Annotated in this window: 19 protein-coding genes; 9 read left to right on the top strand and 10 right to left on the bottom strand. The window is 66.4% G+C overall.

All coding sequences use genetic code 11. The annotated features are described in order from the left end of the window. Complete coding sequence (locus tag AC4AMJ_RS16160) at positions 1–1,698, top strand: class I adenylate-forming enzyme family protein (RefSeq protein WP_489913297.1); 1,698 nt, start codon at positions 1–3, stop codon at positions 1,696–1,698. Between the two features lie 104 nt (positions 1,699–1,802). Here AC4AMJ_RS16160 and AC4AMJ_RS16165 read toward each other — a convergent pair whose 3' ends face one another. The 5 genes from AC4AMJ_RS16165 to AC4AMJ_RS16185 are packed head-to-tail and all read right to left on the bottom strand — an operon-like array spanning position 1,803 to position 6,988. Continuing rightward, positions 1,803–2,897, bottom strand: a complete 1,095-nt coding sequence (locus AC4AMJ_RS16165; RefSeq protein ID WP_489913299.1) for an acyl-CoA dehydrogenase family protein — start codon at positions 2,895–2,897, stop codon at positions 1,803–1,805. Further along, on the bottom strand, positions 2,894–4,099 hold the full coding sequence (locus AC4AMJ_RS16170) for an acyl-CoA dehydrogenase family protein (RefSeq protein ID WP_489913301.1): 1,206 nt from the start codon (positions 4,097–4,099) through the stop codon (positions 2,894–2,896). The genes AC4AMJ_RS16165 and AC4AMJ_RS16170 overlap by 4 nt, the downstream gene beginning before the upstream one ends. Then, positions 4,096–4,878, bottom strand: coding sequence for an enoyl-CoA hydratase/isomerase family protein (locus tag AC4AMJ_RS16175; RefSeq protein WP_489900118.1), 783 nt, complete (start codon positions 4,876–4,878; stop codon positions 4,096–4,098). The genes AC4AMJ_RS16170 and AC4AMJ_RS16175 overlap by 4 nt, the downstream gene beginning before the upstream one ends. Beyond that, positions 4,875–5,846 carry an acyl-CoA dehydrogenase family protein gene (locus AC4AMJ_RS16180; protein ID WP_489900117.1) on the bottom strand — a complete coding sequence of 324 codons (972 nt, stop codon included), beginning with the start codon at positions 5,844–5,846 and terminating at the stop codon, positions 4,875–4,877. Before AC4AMJ_RS16180 ends, AC4AMJ_RS16175 begins: the two co-directional genes overlap by 4 nt. Beyond that, on the bottom strand, positions 5,843–6,988 hold the full coding sequence (locus AC4AMJ_RS16185) for an acyl-CoA dehydrogenase family protein (RefSeq protein WP_489913303.1): 1,146 nt from the start codon (positions 6,986–6,988) through the stop codon (positions 5,843–5,845). Before AC4AMJ_RS16185 ends, AC4AMJ_RS16180 begins: the two co-directional genes overlap by 4 nt. Positions 6,989–7,088: 100 nt before the next feature. Here AC4AMJ_RS16185 and AC4AMJ_RS16190 point away from each other — a divergent pair, with 100 nt between their 5' ends. Further along, the gene (locus AC4AMJ_RS16190; RefSeq protein WP_489913305.1) at positions 7,089–7,892 is read left to right on the top strand and encodes a FadR/GntR family transcriptional regulator; all 804 of its coding nucleotides are present in this window, start codon (positions 7,089–7,091) and stop codon (positions 7,890–7,892) included. Positions 7,893–7,923: 31 nt separating this feature from the next. Here the strand turns inward: AC4AMJ_RS16190 and AC4AMJ_RS16195 are convergent, their stop codons facing one another. Continuing rightward, positions 7,924–8,523, bottom strand: a complete 600-nt coding sequence (locus AC4AMJ_RS16195) for a hypothetical protein (protein ID WP_489913307.1) — start codon at positions 8,521–8,523, stop codon at positions 7,924–7,926. Positions 8,524–8,590: 67 nt separating this feature from the next. On the opposite strand from AC4AMJ_RS16195, the gene arsC reads away from it, so the two are divergent. Further along, positions 8,591–8,932: an arsenate reductase (glutaredoxin) gene (arsC, locus tag AC4AMJ_RS16200; protein WP_489900113.1), complete on the top strand. Its 342-nt coding sequence runs from the start codon at positions 8,591–8,593 to the stop codon at positions 8,930–8,932. A gap of 432 nt (positions 8,933–9,364) precedes the next feature. Here arsC and AC4AMJ_RS16205 read toward each other — a convergent pair whose 3' ends face one another. Beyond that, on the bottom strand, positions 9,365–9,814 hold the full coding sequence (locus AC4AMJ_RS16205; RefSeq protein ID WP_489900112.1) for a limonene-1,2-epoxide hydrolase family protein: 450 nt from the start codon (positions 9,812–9,814) through the stop codon (positions 9,365–9,367). Between the two features lie 70 nt (positions 9,815–9,884). After that, a complete protein-coding gene (locus AC4AMJ_RS16210; protein WP_489900111.1) occupies positions 9,885–10,433 on the bottom strand; it encodes a hypothetical protein in 549 nt (182 codons plus the stop codon). Positions 10,434–10,724: 291 nt separating this feature from the next. Between AC4AMJ_RS16210 and AC4AMJ_RS16215 the strand changes: the two genes are divergently transcribed. The 4 genes from AC4AMJ_RS16215 (at position 10,725) to AC4AMJ_RS16230 (ending at position 14,955) form a co-directional block, all read left to right on the top strand. Then, a complete protein-coding gene (locus AC4AMJ_RS16215; protein ID WP_489900110.1) occupies positions 10,725–11,348 on the top strand; it encodes a 50S ribosomal protein L25/general stress protein Ctc in 624 nt (207 codons plus the stop codon). A gap of 19 nt (positions 11,349–11,367) precedes the next feature. Then, positions 11,368–11,934, top strand: a complete 567-nt coding sequence (pth, locus tag AC4AMJ_RS16220; RefSeq protein ID WP_489900109.1) for an aminoacyl-tRNA hydrolase — start codon at positions 11,368–11,370, stop codon at positions 11,932–11,934. Positions 11,935–11,988: 54 nt separating this feature from the next. Beyond that, positions 11,989–13,800: an SLC13 family permease gene (locus tag AC4AMJ_RS16225; RefSeq protein ID WP_489913309.1), complete on the top strand. Its 1,812-nt coding sequence runs from the start codon at positions 11,989–11,991 to the stop codon at positions 13,798–13,800. 93 nt (positions 13,801–13,893) lie between these two features. Beyond that, positions 13,894–14,955 carry a beta-ketoacyl-ACP synthase 3 gene (locus AC4AMJ_RS16230; RefSeq protein WP_489913311.1) on the top strand — a complete coding sequence of 354 codons (1,062 nt, stop codon included), beginning with the start codon at positions 13,894–13,896 and terminating at the stop codon, positions 14,953–14,955. Between the two features lie 314 nt (positions 14,956–15,269). Here AC4AMJ_RS16230 and AC4AMJ_RS16235 read toward each other — a convergent pair whose 3' ends face one another. Together AC4AMJ_RS16235 and AC4AMJ_RS16240 are read right to left on the bottom strand one after the other, a co-directional pair. Further along, the gene (locus AC4AMJ_RS16235) at positions 15,270–16,031 is read right to left on the bottom strand and encodes an ABC transporter permease (RefSeq protein WP_489900105.1); all 762 of its coding nucleotides are present in this window, start codon (positions 16,029–16,031) and stop codon (positions 15,270–15,272) included. After that, positions 16,028–17,047 (bottom strand): ATP-binding cassette domain-containing protein, encoded by a 1,020-nt coding sequence (locus AC4AMJ_RS16240; RefSeq protein WP_489900104.1) that lies wholly within the window; start codon positions 17,045–17,047, stop codon positions 16,028–16,030. The genes AC4AMJ_RS16235 and AC4AMJ_RS16240 overlap by 4 nt, the downstream gene beginning before the upstream one ends. Before the next feature lie 205 nt (positions 17,048–17,252). Between AC4AMJ_RS16240 and AC4AMJ_RS16245 the strand changes: the two genes are divergently transcribed. Beyond that, entirely contained in the window at positions 17,253–17,921 is a 669-nt protein-coding gene (locus AC4AMJ_RS16245; RefSeq protein WP_489913313.1) for a PadR family transcriptional regulator, read from the top strand. Between the two features lie 51 nt (positions 17,922–17,972). Next, positions 17,973–18,989, top strand: coding sequence for a beta-ketoacyl-ACP synthase III (locus AC4AMJ_RS16250; protein WP_489900102.1), 1,017 nt, complete (start codon positions 17,973–17,975; stop codon positions 18,987–18,989). Positions 18,990–18,995 lie beyond the last annotated feature (6 nt).

The following is an 18,995-nucleotide window of genomic DNA, read 5'->3' on the forward strand; positions in this document are numbered from 1 at the left end:
ATGAGCACCCCGTCCCCCACCCTGACGCTGTCCGTCGCGTCGGGGCCACCGTTGAGTGAGGAACCCGGACTCGGAACTCTCACCCTGCCAGGGTTTCTCCGGGAGGTTACCGATCGATTCGGAGACCGCGAGGCACTCGTCCAGCAAGCGGAGACGGGGGCAGTCCGCTGGTCCTACACCGATCTCTGGGAACGGTCGGTAGACGTCGCACGCGCGCTGCGTGCGCGTGGCGTCGGCAAGGACAGCCGAGTCGGTGTGCTGATGACCAACCGCGCCGAATGGCTCACGTCGGTGTTCGGTACGTCGCTGGCCGGCGGGGTCGCCGTCACACTCAGCACCTTCTCGACGCCTGCCGAATTGGACCATCTGCTGAGATCGTCCGGCGTATCGGTCCTCTTGTTCGAGCGCACCGTCGCGAAAACGAATCTCACCGAGATCCTCGTGGGTCTGGAACCGCAGATCGCGACGTCGAGCCCAGGGACCTTGCAGTCGAACAGTTACCCGTTCCTGACCTACCTGGCGGTGACGGGCGGATCGGCCGATGTCGCCGGGATCGACGACTGGGACAGTTTCCTCGCCGCCGGGACGGGCGAATCCCGTGAGTTGATCGAGGCCACCGCGGCGACAACGCAACCCAGCGACACCGCGGTGCTGTTCTTCTCCTCTGGTTCGACGAGCAAGCCCAAGGGCATCCTCAGCGCTCACCGCGGCGTCACCATCCAGATGTGGCGCTTCTGCCGGATGTACGGTCTCACCCCGGATGATCGAGTCCGCTGCTGGTCCGCGAACGGCTTCTTCTGGTCCGGGAACTTCGGCATGGCAATCGGCTCCACACTGGCCAGCGGCGGTTCACTCATCCTGCAATCCACTTTCGACGCCGCCGAGGCACTCGACCTGATGGACACCGAGAAGGTGAACTTCCCCGTCGCCTGGCCGCACCAGTGGGCCGCACTCGAGGCCGCGCCCAACTGGCGCAACGTCGATCTGAGCAGCATGCGATTCGTGGACCGCAACACTCCGATCGCTCGCCACCAGACCGTGTCGACGACCTACACCGAACCCGGACACGCCTACGGGAACACCGAGACCTTCACCATCACAACGTGTTTCGCCGCAGGTACGCCCGAAGGCATCATCGGCGGCAGCAGCGGAGAGCCACTGCCCGGGAACACGGTGAAGATCGTCGACGCATTGTCGGGCGAGACCGTGCCACTCGGTGAACGCGGCGAGATCTGTGTCAAGGGCCCGACGCTCATGCTCGGCTACATCGGAACGCCGCTGTCGGAGACACTCGACGACGAGGGGTTCTTCCACACCGGCGACGGTGGATACCTCGACGATGCCGGGCGGCTGTTCTGGGAGGGCCGGCTCACCGACATCATCAAGACCGGCGGCGCCAACGTCTCCCCGCTCGAGGTCGATGAGGCGCTGATCGCGCATCCGGGAGTGAAAGTCACTCGGACGGTTGGCGTCCCGCACGACACACTGGGCGAGGTGGTGGTCGCGTGCATCGTGCCGCACGCCGGCGCCGACCTCGATCCCGAAGCCGTCCGCGGATACCTCCGCGAACGGCTGGCCAGCTACAAGGTACCCCGCCATGTGTTGTTCTTCACCGACGACGAGATCAGCCTCACCGGCAGCGCGAAGATCAAGTCCAGTGACCTGAAAACCCTCGCGGCGAGCCGACTCGCCTCCTGATCGATACACGAAACCCGTTCTTCCCCCGGGTATCTCATCGCCTTCCGCGTGACGTGGGGGGACGAAACCATACCCGGGGGGAAGAACTCTGGGCCTGTTTTCTGTCAGGTGTGATCGGGGTTGGCGCGGTAGCGTTCCGCGAGAACCGCACGATGCTGTGCGGGTGACCCGAACAGCGACCGGTTCAACGTCGCCCGCTTCAGGTACACATGTAGTCCGCTCTCCCACGTATAGCCGATACCGCCGTGCAGTTGGATCGCCGTGCCGGCGATGTCGACTGCCATGTCGCTCGTGAAGGACTTGGCCATGGATGCGGCGATGGTGGCGTCCGGCGCGCCGTCGCTCACTTTCCGCACGGCCGACGCGACCAGGCGCCGTGCGACCGTCAGGTCGACGAGCATGTCGGCGCAGGCATGTTTGACCGCCTGGAAGGAACCGATCTTTCGCCCGAACTGCTCGCGCATCCCGGCATAGGCGACAGTCGTCTCGAGCATGGTCTCACCGAGCCCGAGGCTGTCGCAGGCGACGGCCACCGCCGCACGATCGCGCAGCCTCGCAATCGGGTCCGCGCCGGTCAGCCGCCACACCGAATCGCTCTCGACACGAACGGTATCCGCACTCACCCGAGCGAAATCGCGGGTGCCGTCGACCACCGCACGCTGCTCGACCACGACACCCGGCATCGTCGGATCAAGACAGACGATCGCCGTCGCACCGTCGGCTGTGGCCACGGGCACCAACAACCGGTCCGCTCGTGGACCGCCGAGGACGAACTCGGCCGATCCGCTCACCGTCCACCCGTCGGCGGACGAGTCGAGGCCGAACAGTCCGCCGGACCGACCGTCGCCGTCGAGCACCAGAATCGGCACCGCGTCACCGGATACGGTCCTCCTCAGCAAGTCGTCCCGGCGCGCCGTCGGCTCGGCCGCATTCAATGCACCAAGCGCGAGTGCCGCCACAGCGGGATAGGGTCCCCGGGCGGCGACGCGGCCGATCTCCCGGAGGATCACGGCGGTCTCGGCGAAGGTCGCATCGGCACCGTCGATCGCCGCGGCCGCCTCCAGGCCAAGCCATCCCGACCTCGCGATCAGCGACCAGTCGACCGTGTCGTCGGATGCCCTGGTACCGAGCACATCCCGGGCAACCGCAGAAAGGTCACCGTGGAATTCGGAGAGATCGTGGGTCGAGGTCGTCATCATGGCCCTTTCGGCTCACGGGGAAGTCCGAGCGCACGCTCGCCGATGATGCTGCGCTGAATTTCGCTGGTGCCCCCGGGGATCGTCCATTCCCACGAGCCGATGAAGTCGAGAACCCAATTGCCCGACTCCCATCCGCTCGACATGGGTTTGCGGATGTGCGTCTGCGCCGCGAGCCCACCGACCTCGACGCCGAAATCCATGACCCGCTGCAGGAGTTCGCTGTAATAGAGCTTGACGATCGAGGCGTCCGCGGGTCCCCGATGATCGACGACGAAGTCCGCGCAGAGCAGACGTAGGCCGGTGATCTCGGTTTCCAGCTCCGCGAGTCGATCCGACACGCGCGAATCGTCGACCGGTCGTGAACCGTCGACCCCTGGCGTCGCGCAGAGCTCCACGAGCCACGGGAATCCGCCGTGCCCGAGTCGTTCGGCGAGTTCGAGCATGGTCATCCCTCGTTCGGCACCGAGAGTTTCCTGAGCCACGCGCCAGCCGGCGTTCTCCGCCCCGACGAGGTTGTCGGCGGGGATCTCCACGTCGTTGAGAAAGATCTCGCAGAAGTGGGACTCGCCGGTGGCCTGCCGGATCGGTCGGACCTCGATGCCCGCACTGGCCATGTCCATCAGGAAGTAGGAGATCCCCTGACGTTTCGGCGCCGTCGGATCAGTCCGGGCGAGAAGCAGACACCAATCGGCGTGCAGCGCCCCGCTGGCCCAGAGTTTCTGCCCGTTCACGATGTAGGTGCCCCCGGTCCGGCGCGCCGACGTGGACAGCGCCGCCATGTCCGAACCGGCCCCTGGTTCGGAAAACCCCTGACACCAGATCTCGCCGTCGAGGATCGCCGGGAGATGGCGCCGACGTTGGTTTTCGGTTCCCGCGGCCAGCAGCGTCGACGCCGCGTGGTGGATCGAGACGAACGGAAGTACGAGCCGAGGTGCGTCGTACGCGGCGAGTTCCTGGTACAGGACGATCTGATCTTCGACCGACATTCCACCGCCCCACGCCGACGGCCAGTGCGGAACCGCGAAACCGGCGCTGTGCAGCGTGGCAAACCAGTCCTTCTGGAAGGCGACGAACTCCTCATCGGAGGCGCCGGTCTGCGCGGCCCGCCAGTTCTCGGGGACATGAGTGGCACACCACTCGCGGACCTCAGAGCGAAAGTCACCGGACCGGCGGGCTCGGACGGGCGAGGTCGCGGTCGTCATCGGCGAACGGCCTTGTCCGCCATCGACAGCAGTCGTTTCCGATGTTCGTCGGACTGCATGGTCACGACCTCGGCAGCGAAACCTGCCTGCAGTGGACCACCCAACGCCTGGGAGAGATGCATGTTGACAATGCGTTTCGTACTCTGCAGAGCGTCGGCCGGTTGGGCCGCCAATCGGCCGGCGAGTGCTCGTGCCTCGCCCATCAGTTCGTCAGGTGCGATCATCCGGGTGGCGAGCCCGAGCTCGACGGCGGTGGCCGCCGGGATTCGGTCACCCGTGTACAGGTATTCGCGAGACCGCAGGATCGGGGTCAGCAACGGCCAGAACGCCGCGCCTCCGTCACCTGCGACCAATCCGACCGCCACGTGCGGATCGGCGAGATGAGCCCGCTCGGAGATGAGCACGACGTCGCAGAGCACCGCGATACTGCAGCCCAGGCCCACTGCGGGACCATTCACGGCGGCGATCACCGGCAACGGGAACCGCAACATCTCGTCGATGATCTCGGCGCCCTCGCGGATGCTGTCATCGCGGGCGACCGGATCGTCGAGAAACGAAGTGATCCAACCCAGGTCGCCACCAGCGCTGAACGCCCGACCAGAACCTGTCAGGATCACCACCGCGGCGTCCCGGTCGGCGGCCAGCTGCCGCCAGACGTTGGCCAACGCCCAGTGCAGGGACCTGTTGACCGCGCCCAGCTCCTCTGGCCGGTTGATGGTGACGATACGGAGCGGACCGTCGCAGACGACGCTCAATTCGTCGGGCAGGTCGTAGATCATCGGGTCACCACCGCAGAGATGCCCGCCAGTTGCTCTGCCCCACTGAATAATCCGGTGAGTCCACGGCGGCCGAGGCGCCGCGTGAGTATGTCGCCCGTCCCCGACGTTCCGAACGGCAGGCGGCGCAGCGGCAGACTGTACCGCGACAACCAGGACAGGGTGGTCTCGTCACAGAAGCCGGTGGCACCGTGTAGCTGGTGGGCGATGCGGAACACGGTCTCCGCCGCCTCGATTGCGGCCAGCCGCAGTGCCAGTGCGTCGTCGAGCGCGTCCTGACCGGCGGTCTCGATACTCCACAGCGCGTACTTCGCCAGCTCCTCCACTCCGGCGCGTTCCACCGCCGCATCGGTGAGCTGGAACTGGACGCCCTGCAGCCGCGCGAGCGGCTGCCCGAACTGCTCGCGGAGCAGAATATGCGATCGGGTGAGTTCCATTGCGCGGTCGAGCATCCCGAGCAGCGTCCACATCGGAAGCACCAATCCCAGCGCGACGTCGGCGGCACCGTTGCCGTCCATCGGGGTCAGACCGAGTGGTGCCATGAACGCCGAGGTACGCGGGGATTCGGCCGACGGCAGAATTTCGACGCGACTGCGCTGCCCGGTCACCGTGACCGCGGCAAAGCGCAGGTCCAATCCCGCGAAGGCCGCCGACGGGTCGTGCTCGGAGACGACAACCAAGGCGTCGACATCGAGATCAGTTGGTCGGGAGAGGCGTTCGGCAACCGGGTACGGCACCGCCCAATAGCCGGCGCTGCGACACAGCGCGGCCGCTGCCTCGAGTTCGTCGCCGCCGGCGCGGGTGTCGAGGTCGAAGGCCCCCAGGCCCGACAGCACCGGCTCGATCATCGCAGCCCGGCCGTGCGGGTCACGTTCGGCCGCCTCCACCAGCCGGTCCCCGCCCGCGCCGGCGAAAGCGGAGAGCGCCGCCGCGCCGAAATCAGTGGCCTCCGTGGACAGGTCGATGTTCATGAGGCCACCAGATCACGCGCCAGCAGGATCCGTTGCATCTCGATGCTGCCCGATGACACGGTCGCAGCCTGCGAATAGCGCCAGTGATCCTCGACGTCGGCACGGAACCGCGGGGCCGCGTCGTGGTCGGCCGGAGCATAGGACGCGATCTCGGCGAGAACATCGGCGCTGGACTGATCGAGCGTGGTCACCGCGATCCGGTACAGCGCCGAGTCGCCCGGCCGCACTCGTCCCTGCGCCTGCGTCGACACCACGCGGTACGCGAGCAGTCGGGCGCGACGACACCGCACGAGCTCGCGGGTCCACCGCTCCCGCAGTGCCGCCGGCAGCTCGTCCCAGCGCTCGCCGAGCACGGTCGGCGCCCGCTGCAGCAAGAGCTCACAGCGTGCATAGCGCGCGATCCCGACCCGCTCGAAGGCCAGGACCTCTTGCACGACGGACCAACCGTCGTCGACGGCGCCCAACACATTCGCCTCGGTCACCTTAAGTTCGTTGAAGAAGACCTCGTTGAGGTGGTGGGGACCCAGCATGGAACGGATCGGCCGCACCTCGATGGCCGGATCGGACATGGGGACCAGGAACACGGTGAGGCCCTGCTGTTTGCGCTCGGCGGTCGACGTGCGCGTCAACAGAAAGCACCACTGCGCCATCGTGGCGTAGGACGTCCAGATCTTCTGGCCGGAGATACTCCAGCCGTCGCCTTCACGTCTGGCCGCCGTACGCAGCGACGCAAGGTCTGAACCGGACCCCGGCTCGGAGAAACCCTGACACCAGATCACCTCGCCGCGGGCGATCGGCGGCAGATGTTGTCGCTGTTGTTCGGCTGTGCCGTGCCGCATGATCGTCGGTCCCACCCAGTTCACACCCATGTACTGCGCTCCTCTGGGTTCGTGGTGAGCCCACATCTCCTCACGCACCACCGTCTGTTCCCACACCGACGCGCCGCGGCCACCGAATTCCTCGGGCCAGGCCAGACAGAGCAAACCGCGGTCGGCCAAGAACCGACAGAACTCCTGAGCGGCGTCGAGATCAGACTGGTCATCGGTGAACGCACCCCGGAAGTCCGGAGGCATCCGCTCGTCGATCAGCGATCGCAGCTCTGCCCGAAGCCGAGCCGCCGCTTCGCCCATTGTGAAGTCCATGCGACGCACATTACTTCAATCATAACAAGGATTGGAATACTTGAATGTAAAGGTTCTTGCGCGTGGATTAGACTCTGCGCATGAACGAATTGCGGTCGGCGTGACGACGATCAGAAACGGTCGTGTCCCACAGCGGCGCATCGCGGAAACCGTCGCCGCCGAGCTACGCGAGATGATCCTGGACGTCGAGGACTACCGACTTCCCACTCAGGAGCAATTGGTCAAGGACTTCGGCGTCAGCTATCCGTCGATCCGCGAGGCCTTGAGAATACTGGAGACCGAGGGCCTGGTGACGGTTCGTCGTGGCAACGTCGGGGGCGCCGACGTCCATCGTCCCGACGAGACGTCGGCGGCCTACCACCTCGGACTCTCCCTGCAGGCCGGCAAGGTCACCTTGCACGATCTCGCCGACGGACTACGGATGCTCGAACCCTTGTGTGCCGCAGAATGCGCCAAGCGTTCCGATCGGGCCGAGGTGGTGGTACCGGCACTCACCGAGGCGATCGACATCTCCGCCGGTCTCGTCGCCAACGGCGTGGAGTTCACCCAGACCGCCCGCGATTTCCACGATCTCGTCGTCTCCTTTGCTCCCAACGCCACCATTCGATATGCCGTCGGAAGCTACGTCGCTCTGTGGTCGGCACAGGAGGAGGCGTGGGCCGAAGCCCGGACAAGACACGGCGAGTACCCCTCCCAGCTCGAAGCCGAGGAGGCAGTGCGCGCACACCGCCGCCTTGTCGACGAGATCGCCGCCGGACATGCCGATGAGGCCGAGCGCCTCGCCAGGGCCCACCTCGCCGCCACGCAGGCGCTCGTACTCGAGCGGTACGGCGACCGGATCGTGAACGCATCGGCAGCGATGTCGCGCCAGGCGATCCACCCGGGGCGGCGTTCGCGGATGTAGTGCGCCGGTCGCCGTGGCCGCCCGCTCAACGTCACTCGCCGTCCGGGTCGGGCCTCGACGTCCGGCGACGCATGCGCCACCACAGAAGCCCGCCGGGTAGTGCCACCAGCGCGGCTATCGCGACGAACACTCCTACCACCGCAGGCTGCGGCTCGCGGGTGTCGTCGGCGGCGAACGGTTTGATGGACGGACCCAGAAAGTCAGCCAGTTCCGCGGCCATCACCGCGGTGTTGTCGCAGAGGGATGCGCCCCACTCCCCGTCCGCGGCGGCCAGACCATCCGGCGTATGTCCCAGCACGACGAGACGTTCGCGATCGAGTTCGAGGTCCATCCCGCAGGCCGCCGACGACGCGGTGGTGAGGACGGTGATCGTCTCCGGCACACGCTGCTTGTAGCTGTTCGCCACCTCGACCCGGTACCGGACCGCGGACCCGTCGACGTCCTTGGCCACCGGGGTGCCGACAACGATTGCCGACGAGTCCTTGACGATGGCCGCGGGCGGACGCGCGACACACGAACAGGCGCAGGCCGTCGCGGGCACGAACGCGACGGTACCCACCAGACATGCGCAGACCAGGAGCAGCCGGACCGCCATCCGACGAAGCGAGATTCCTGCTGCCGTCGCGACCATGCCGACACCGTAATTCGCCGAATCCGTACTGCATAGAGTCGTCGACCCTCCAGGTATCGTTTGCCCCGTGGACGCGACGATTTATCACAACCCGAAATGCTCGACCTCTCGCAAGGCGCTGGACAAACTTCGCGAGGCCGGCATCGAACCGACCGTCGTCAAGTACCTGAACGAGCCGTACACGCGCGAGCAGCTGACCACGATGATCGCCGAGGCCGGAATCACCGTCCAACAGGCCGCCCGCAAGCGCGAGACCCTGTACAAAGACATGGACCTTGCGTCCGCCACGGACGATCAGCTGCTCGACGCGATGGTCGAGAACCCGATCCTCGTCGAACGCCCATTTGTGGTGACCGACAAAGGAACCCGCCTCGGGCGCCCGCTCGATGCGCTCGACGAGATCCTCTGACACAACGAGTCCGCGGCCACGCTGCGAAACCGTCCCGGGCCCGCGACGTACCGCGCCGCGACGTCACCCCGATCCCCGACAACGCACCACGCGCCGCGACGTCACCCCGATCCCTGAGAACGCACCACGCGCCGCGACGTCACCCCGACCCCCGACAACGCACCACGCGCCGCGACGTCACCCCGATCCCTGAGAACGCACCACGCGCCGCGACGTCACCCCGATCCCTGAGGAGCCTCCGAGCTTGCGAGGATGCGTCACGAAGGGCCCTTCGTGACGCTCGCAAGCTCGCTCCTCAGGGACCGGGAGATGACCCAAGCTCGCTCCTCAGGGACCGGGAGATGACCCAAGCTCGCTCCTCAGGGACCGGGAGGTGACGCAAGCAAAACCGACCTCACAGGGACAGAAGGGCGTCGACTGCACCCCCTCGCCTCACGACACGGATGCGGGTGCGGGCGCCGGCATCCGCCGCTGCGCCGCCGGCGCCACGATGGCAAGCAGACCCCTGAGGAGGCCCTTCGTCATGTCGAAATAGTCGAAGTAGTCCCGCCACAGCGTGATCCGGCCTTCGCCCACCTCGAAGCGACCCCACACCCAGAACCGGATGACCAACGGTCCGAACCTCAGCTGGTCGATTCGTTCGGTCAGAACCACGGGACCGTCGGCCGACACATTGATCATGCGGTAGTCGAAGCCCGCCCACGACGAGTCCTCCATACCGCGAAAGATGCGGTGAACCTTGCGCTTTCCGTACACGGTCGGCAATGAGACATTCGAGTAGACGATGTTGTCATCGACGTTCTCGATGCCCGCGGTCACGTCTCCCCTGGCGAATGCGTCGAGCATGGCGGTGACGATGTCGATCGGTGTCTGCGACGTCATGAAGCCAGTATGCCTGTGACTGCGCGTCACGGGAACACCGCTCTTGCAGTCGACTGGTCCGATCGAGACGTCAACCGACGGCCAGACCGACTCCTCGCATCACCTTCTCGACGACCGGTATCGCGGCGTGGCACGCGGTTTCGCCGGCCGCGACCTTCTGTTCCGCGGCGTCGGCCAGGGTGATCTCGAACGTCACGAACCGGCCGCCTGCGCGGTCGGCGACCGCGGCCGCAGCACAGGACCGACGGTCAGTGGCCGCCTCCTTGATGTACAGCCGACCGCCGTCGAACGGGAGGACGGCCCGATTGGAACGGATGACCTCGAGGCCCGACGCCGACGATTCGACGGCGACCTCGATGCCGGCCGAAGCGCCCTCGATCGCCCAGGAACACTTGTTGGCCGTGAGATCGGCACGGCTCACGACGCCGCCGACGAGCGTCGCGACATCGTCGTCGGTCAACAGTCCGCAGACCCCTCCGCGCACCGGCACAGCCGCACTCGACAGCACCTCACCGCCGCCGTTCGGTCGGTCCGACGCCCCGGTTGCGGCAGCACCGCATCCCGCGACGCCGAACAGTGCACAGAGCAGCACAAAGTACTGCACAGCAGATCGCTTCACTGGTTTCCTCCCGCGTCGCCGCGAGGCGGCGACGGATTCATTGCGATCAGGATGCCAACACAGCTCCGCGTTGTCACGCCGAGACGATGTGACATTCGGCCAGGCCATCGACTATTCTGGCCACCGTTGTCTCGGCGAGGGTGAACGATCACCGTTATCGGCGCGACCACCGCGGATCTCTTCGACCGGCCTGTTGGGGCCTGCGTGGATGGCCCCGGTCGTTGTCGCTCGTCGCGACCGACCAGCCACACCACCGCGGTTCACCCGAGCCGCCGAACGAGGAGAAACACCATGGCCACCATTGCCGCCAAGTTGCCGGTCACCGTCCGTACCGAAAAGGGCAAGGGCGCCGCGCGCCGCGCTCGTCGTGAGGGCCAGGTGCCCGCCGTGCTCTACGGTCACGGCACCGATCCGCAGCACCTCAACCTCCCGGCCCGCGAACTGTCCGCCATCCTGCGTAACAGCGGCACCAACTCGATCATCGATCTCGACATCGAGGGCACCAGCCAGATCGCGCTGACCAAGCAGATCGACGTGCACCCGATCCGCAACTACATCGAGCATGTCGACCTGCTGGTGATCCGCCGCGGCGAGAAGGTCACCGTCGAGGTCCTCATCGTCGTCGAGGGTGACGCCGCACCGGGCACCCTGGTCGTCCAGGACGCCAGCTATGTCGAGATCGAGGCCGACGCGCTCTCGATCCCTGAGCAGATCGAGGTCAGTGTCGAGGGCGTCGCCGCCGGCACCGCCGTCCACGCGTCCGACCTGAGCCTGCCGGAGGGCGTCACCCTCATCTCTGATCCCGACACCCTGATCGTCGCGATCAACGAGGCTCCCAGCGGCGCCGAGGCCGAAGACGAGGGCGAGGAGGCCGAGGCCGCCGCCGAGGCTCCTGCCGAGGAATCCGCAGAATAGCCATCACCCTCAACGATCAGTGAAACTGATTGTCGGACTGGGTAATCCCGGTACGAGATACGAGAAGACGAGGCACAACATCGGCGCGATGGTCGCCGATGGCCTCGTCGCCTCGGCCGGCGAGCGGTGGAAGGTGCACAAGAAGTCGGGCGCCGACGTCGCCCCGATCACCCTCGCAGGCCAACAGGTCCTCGTCGCCAAGCCGCGCAACTACATGAACGAGGCGGGCCGCCAGATCGGCCCACTCGCCAAGTTCTACTCCGTGGCGGTCGACGACATGATCGTGCTGCACGACGAGCTCGACATCGACTTCGGTCTCGTTCGTCTCAAGCGTGGCGGCGGCGAAGGCGGGCACAACGGGCTGCGGTCGGTCAGTCAGGCGCTCGGCTCCCGGGACTACCTGCGCGTGCGGCTGGGCATCGGCCGCCCACCCGGCCGCCAGGACCCGGCCGATTTCGTCTTGAAACCGTTCCCTTCATCGGCACGGGCCGACGTCGATCTCATGATCGGGCACGGCATCGATGCGGTGGAGTTGTTGATCGCCCAGGGCCTCGAGTCGGCGCAGAACCTGGTGCACGCATGGTGATCGGCTGCCGCCGATGCCACTGCGGAGTGTTTCCGACGGTGCGACCATGAGTCGGTGTCGGACGCCACCCTCAGCCTGATCATCCTGGCCGTCACGGTCGTCCTGTTCGTCTGGAACCGGCTACCGGTCGGAGTCGTCGCCATCGCCTCGGCATTGGCCCTCTATTTCTTCGGCCTGATCGATCTCGCCGACCTCACCTCCGGACTCGGCGAAAGCGTCATCGTGTTCATCGCGGCGTTGTTCGTGGTCAGCGAGGGACTTGAAGCCTCGGGTATCACGGCCTGGGCCGGGCGGCTGCTCACCAGGGCGGCCGGCACCACGCGCGTACGCGTACTCGGTGCAATCGCCATCCTGGGCGCCATCTTGGCCGCCCTCATCACCATCAACGGGGCCGCGGCCGCCCTGGTGCCGGTCACCGTCGCCGTGGCCCGGCACGCGGGCATGCTGCCATCCAAAGTTCTGATCCCACTGGCCTACGCCTGCAGCGCCGGGTCGATGTTGACCCTGTCCGGCAGCCCCGTGAATGTGATCGTCAACGACGCGGCACGCGACGCCACCGGCGACGGTTTCGGCTACTTCGAGTTCGGTCTCATCGGAATCCCGCTGCTGATATTGACCTTCGGGGTGATCGCGGTCTTCGGCGACCGTCTGCTACCCGACCGCCAGTCCACGACACTGCCTGCCGACTTCAGCAATTACGTCGGAACGGTCGCCGATCACTACGGTCTCGGCGAGCGCATCTACCGACTCCATGTCGGACCCGAATCCCCGTTCCTCGGCCGGTCGGTACGCCATGTGCTCCCGGCTGACGGAGACGTCGTGGGTATCGCAGTGCAGGGCGGACGCGGAGCCCCCTCCCTCGACGGCGGACAGAAGATCGAGGAGGGGGACGTGCTGGTGATGTCGGGCCAGGGAGACCAGATCGAGCAGTTCGCCCGCGACAATGACCTCACCGTCGAGGACGTGGCAGGCCGACACGGGACGCGGGGTCGACTCGTCGATCGCGACACCGGGATCAGTGAGATCGTGATCCCGCCGCGATCGGAGTGGATCGGCACCGAGGTGTTTCCCGGAATGGTGCGGCCGGAGGACGGGCTTTTGGTGCTGTCCATCCGACGTCGCAACACGGATGTGGGCGCCCGCACCGTCGATCTCGTCGAAGGCGACACGATGCTCGTCCACGGGCCGTGGCGGGCTGTCGACGCACTCGCCTCCGACCAGCGCATGCTGGTGGTCGCGTCATCGGAGCAGCTGCGGCGCCAGACAGTAGCGCTCGGGCGCGGCGCCGCGCGTGCCGCCGTGATCCTGGTGGCGATGATCGTCCTGTTGGCGACGGGCCTCGTGCCCCCGGTAGTGGCCGGCCTTCTTGCTGCGGTGGCGATGGTGCTCACCAAGGTCGTCACGTCCGAGCAGGCCTACCGCGCCGTATCGTGGCCGACACTCGTCCTGATCGCGGCACTGATCCCGATGTCGACCGCGATCACCGACAGCGGCGGCGCGGAGAAGATCGCCCGTCCGATCGTGGATCTCGTCGCCGACCAGAGCTCCTACGTACTGCTGATCGTGTTGTTCCTGCTCACCGCGTTACTCGGGCAGTTCATCAGCAATGCCGCGACGACCTTGATCGTCATCCCGATCGCGCTGGCGGCAGCGGGCGACGTCGGCGTCAATCCGCAACCGATCCTGATGCTGGTCTGCACCGCCGCCGCGGCCGCGGTCCTGACGCCGATCGCGACACCCGCCAACATGATCGTGATGAACCCGGGGGGTTACCGATTCGGCGACTACTGGCGGCTCGGCGCCGTCGTGATGGTCTGCTGGCTGGCGGTCGCCGTCCTACTGATTCCCGTGTTCTGGCCGTTGTGACGCCATGTCGACAGCGGTTTGTGCCACGGCTTCACGCTGCGCCGCAACCCCAACGCATACACTCTGGGTCGGCGCAACCCGAAGGGGGAACAAGTGGCGAAAATCGCGGCGAACACCGGCCACCAGAACGTGGCGATGCTGGGCATCGGGGCATACCGGCCGACGCGTCTGGTCAGCAACGACGAGGTGTGCCAGGTCCTCGACAGCACCGACGAGTGGATCTTCGAGCGCAGCGGCATCCGTAACCGCCGATGGATCAGCGGCGAGGAGACAGCCCGGTCGATGGCGGCCTCCGCCGCGGAACGCGCGATCCGGAACTCGGGAGTCGACCGGGAGAAGATCGGCGCGCTCATCCTCGCCACCAACAGCTGGAAGACCAAGATCCCGCACGGGGGTCCGATCGTGGCCTTCGACATCGGCCTCAACGGCATCCCGGCCTACGACGTCGCCGCCGGCTGCGGAGGATTCGGCTACGGCCTGGGAATTGCTGCCGACACAGTGCGCTCAGGGTCGGCCGAATACGTGCTCGTCGTCGGCGTGGAGACGATGTCGGTGGTGATGGAGCCGACCGATCGCAACACCGCATTCATCTTCGGCGACGGCGCCGGCGCGGTGGTCGTCGGGCCGAGCGAGGAGAACGGCATCTCGCCGACCGTCTGGGGCAGCGACGGCGAGAACGCCGAAGCCATCGGGCAGAACCTGGACATCCCTGCCTACATGGACCGCGCCGAGGAGTACCAGCACAAGGACCCGGAGACCGACCCGGTGGGCCGGATGTTCGTCACCATGCAGGGTCCGCGGGTGTTCCGCTGGGCGGCGATCACCCTGCCGAAAGCCTTGACGACGGTCCTGGAGACATCCGGGGTGGGGATCGGCGACATCGAGGTGTTCGTCCCCCATCAGGCCAACGCCCGCATCAACGAACTCATGAAGAAGAACCTCGGGCTTGCCGCCGACGTCCCGATGGCCAACGACATCGAGAACACCGGCAACACGTCGGCGGCCTCGATCCCGCTGGCCATGGAGGAGATGCTGGCCACCGGCAAGGCCAAGGGCGGGCAGACCGCGCTGCTTCTCGGTTTCGGTGCGGGGCTCAGCTACGCCGGCGCCGTGGTCACGCTGCCGCCGGCGCCGGAGGAGACGAGTTTCGGGTAAACCACTCGGAGTCGACCAAACCGCCGGTCGAGCAACGGTACAGCCCCCAAAACCCACAAAGCCGCCCAACCGCCGGTCGAGCAACGGTGCAGCCTCCAAAGCCCACAGAGCCGCCCAACCGCCGGTCGAGTAGCGGTGCAGCCCCCAAAGCCCAAAACTGCCTGCTGATCGAGTAGGCGCCGAGCCCCTGGGCGAGGCTCCGTATCGAGATCACTTGGGGTGCAGATGGAACCGGGTCTCGATACGCGACTCGGCTAGCGCCTCGTCGCTACTCGACCGGCGGTTGGGTTGACTCCGTCCGCCCGACCAGCCGCCTACGCGTTCTCCTTGCGGAACACCGCTGTCCCCCACCAGGTTCCGAGGGCGGCAAGGATGATCGCGGTGATCAGACCCCACGCGACCTGCGACGTCGCGATGTCGCCGACGAAGGTGTCGCGCACGGCGTCGACGACATAGCGGAACGGCATGAAGTCGCTCACCTTCTGCAGCCATTCCGGGCCGAGTGTCATCGGCAGGAGGATGCCCGACAGCAGCAGCACGGGCATCATCACCATGTTGATCACCGGTGCCATCACGTCCTCGCTCTTCGTGGTCAGCGCCAACGCGTTCGAGGCTGCCGCGCACGCCCCGCCCACCAGCAGGGTGATCAGGATTCCGACGACGATGCCGATGAAGGACCCGCGCAACCCCATCGCGACGCCGAGGAGAACCAGGATGACCGCCTGGACGAACAACTGCAGGACGTCACGCATGAGGCGTCCGGCGAGCAGTGACGTCCGGTTCGCCGGCGTGACCCGCTCGGCCTCGATGACACCCTCGCGCCACTCCCCGATCAGGCCGAAGCCGGCGAAGAACGCGCCGAACATGCCCAGCTGGACCAGCAGACCGGGCACCAGGAATGTGTAGGCGTTGTCCGCGGCGCCGGGAAACTGGCTGACGATCGGCTCCAGCAAGGGTCCGAACAGGACCAGGTAGAGCACCGGCTGCATGATGCCGATCAGGACCCACGCCGGGTTGCGCAGGTTCATCCGGATCTGGCGCCGGAAGACGATGTGACTCTCACGCAGAATGGTCATCGGGAGGCTCCTTCGGTCTGGAGTTCGCCCTGCGGCTGGGCTTCGGAGGGTGTCTCGTCCTGGGCGTCACGCAGGGAGCGCCCGGTCAGAGTGAGGAAGACGTCGTCGAGGGTCGGGCGGATGACCTCGATGGAGTCCAGCGACACCCCGGACGAGTCGAGTTCACGCAGCAGCCCGGGCACCTCGCGACCGGCTCGGCGGACCCGACCACGCAGGTGACGCCCGTCGGTCTCCACGTCGGTCGCGATCGACCCGAGCTTCTCGGCGGACACCGCCACCAGCGCCTCGTCGGTGACCTCTAGGTCGACCAGATCTCCCGAGACCTGCGCCTTGAGGTTGTCCGCGGTGTCGGCGGCGACGATCCGGCCGTTGTCGATGATGAGGATGCGGTCGGAGAGTTCGTCGGCCTCGTCGAGGTAGTGGGTGGTCAAGAAGACCGTGGCGCCGCGTTCGGTTCGGAGTCGTCGGATGTGCTCCCACAGATTGGCGCGCGCCTGCGGGTCGAGCCCTGTGGTCGGCTCGTCGAGGAACACCAGTGTGGGGTCGTGCACCAGCCCCATCACGATGTCGAGTCGGCGCTTCTGGCCGCCGGACATGTTCTTGGGCATGCGCTCCCAGAGGCCGTCGAGTTGCAGCTGGGAGAACAGCGCCTTGCCGCGCGCGGTGGCGTCGGCGCGCGACAGGCCATAGAGCATCCCGTGGTCGACGACCTCGTCACCGGCCTGTGCCTGACTGAAGGTGCCGCCCGCCTGAGACACATACCCGATGCTGCGGCGCACCATCACCGACTCGGTGACGACGTCATAGCCGTTGACCGTCGCGGTGCCGGCAGTCGGCCGCAGCAGTGTCGTCAGCATGCGCAACGTCGTGGTCTTTCCCGCGCCGTTCGGTCCCAGGAAACCGACGACCTCACCCTCTTCGATGTCGAGATCGACACCGTCGACGGCGCGTACCTCGCGTTTCTGCTTGCCTCGGCCGGTATGGAATGTCTGCACCAGCCCACGTGCGTGGATCATGAGTTCCCCTCTCACGGCGTGTTCACGAAACTAACTATTCAAGTTTGAATACCGACAAGTGTTCCACTCGTCTTGTCGGGAGTCAACGGACGAATCCGACGCCGACGACTCGCGTTGACTGACTCGCCTAAGACCCAGGATTCATCGAATTGCGGTCAACCACGGTCCTGGTAAGCGCACCGATCACGACCTACCCTTCTCAGTCATGGCAGCGACGACCACCAGACTGTTACTGCTGGGTGCCGTCGCGCTGTTCGAACCGGTCAACGGCTACCAGATCCGCCGCGAGCTGATGTCGTGGCAGGTCGACCAATGGGCGAATGTGAACCCGGGATCGATCTACCACGGACTGAGCAGCCTGGTCTCGGGCGGACTCGCCATCCGCCACGATCTCACCGACGGCGCCCGCGACGTCGCGGTCTACGAATTGACCGACGCGGGCCGAGCAGAGTTCGATCGCCTCCTGACCGAGGCCGTCGTCGAGGTCAACGTGTTCGACCGCCGCGATTTCCACGCGGCGTTCGGGATGTTGCCGATGCTTGACGGGACCCGCGCGACCGAACTGCTCCAGCAGCGTTACGACACTCTGTCGGCGGTCGTCTCGGAGTTCCCCACCGACAGCGCACCGGCGGATCTCCCGTACGTTCCGCCGCATGCCCTGCGGGGCATGCAGTTGTGGGGAGCCGAGGCACGCGCTGAACTGAACTGGCTGGCCGACGTGCTCGCCGACCTGCGATCAGGCCGCCTCGACCTCGAGAACGCAGACTGGACCCCGCCCGCCGACGACCCCGGCCACCAGATGACCGCCGATCGCGAACGATATCGAGCGATGATCGAGGACATCGGTGCAAACCGGGAGGCTACTTCCCAGTAGGCGCCGGATATGAGACCGTCTATGGCGGGTCGCATAGTGAAAGGGACACTCATGGCTGTCATCGCGGATACTGCCGGGATCAACAACATCGGCATGCTCGGTATCGGCGCCTATCGGCCCGAGCGGATCGTCACCAACGACGAGATCTGCGAGCAGATCGAATCGTCCGATGAGTGGATCTACACGCGGACCGGCATCAAGACCCGGCGATTCGCCCGGCGCGACGAGAGCGTCATGGAGATGTCGGTGAACGCGGGACGAAAAGCCATCGCCAACGCCCTGCTGTCCGGCTCGGACATCGACGCAGTGATCCTGGCCACCAACACCCATCTCCTGCTGACCCCTGCCGGTGCGGTCAAGGTGGCCACCGAACTGGGCGCCAACGGCGTCCCCGCGTTCGACATCACGGTCGGCTGCGCCGGATTCGGCTACGGGATGGCCGTCGCCTCGGACATGATCCGTGGCGGCAGCGCCACCCACGTACTGGTCATCGGCGCCGAGCAGCTGTCGGTCACGATGGACATGACCGATCGAACCAACTGCTTCATCTTCGGCGACGGTGCGGGCGCGGTCGTCGTCGGACCGACCGAGGACCAGCAGCTCGGGCCGGTCATCTGGGGCAGCGACGGCTCCCAGTTCAACGCGATCCGCCAGGACATCGACTGGGTCACCTTCCTCGACAGCGACCGCACCCAGCGACCCTATCTGCGCATGGAGGGCACCGCCGTGTTCCGCTGGGCCGCATTCGAGATGGGCAAGGTCGCCCAACGCGCCCTCGACGCCGCCAAGGTCGGCTCGGAGGAACTCGACGTCTTCGTCCCGCATCAGGCGAACTCGCGGATCAACGACCTGCTTGCCAAGAACCTGAAGCTGCGCGAAGGCGCGGTGGTCGCCAACGACATCGAACACACGGGCAACACCTCGGCCGCGTCGATCCCGTTGGCCATGGAGGACCTGCTGTCCACCGGGCGCGCCAAGCCCGGCGACACCGCCCTGCTGCTCGGCTACGGCGCCGGCCTGAGCTACGCGTCGCAGGTCGTCAAGATGCCGCCCGTTCCGTTCGAGTAGGCCCGG

It is taken from the genome of Gordonia sp. LMA484, from assembly GCF_058129505.1.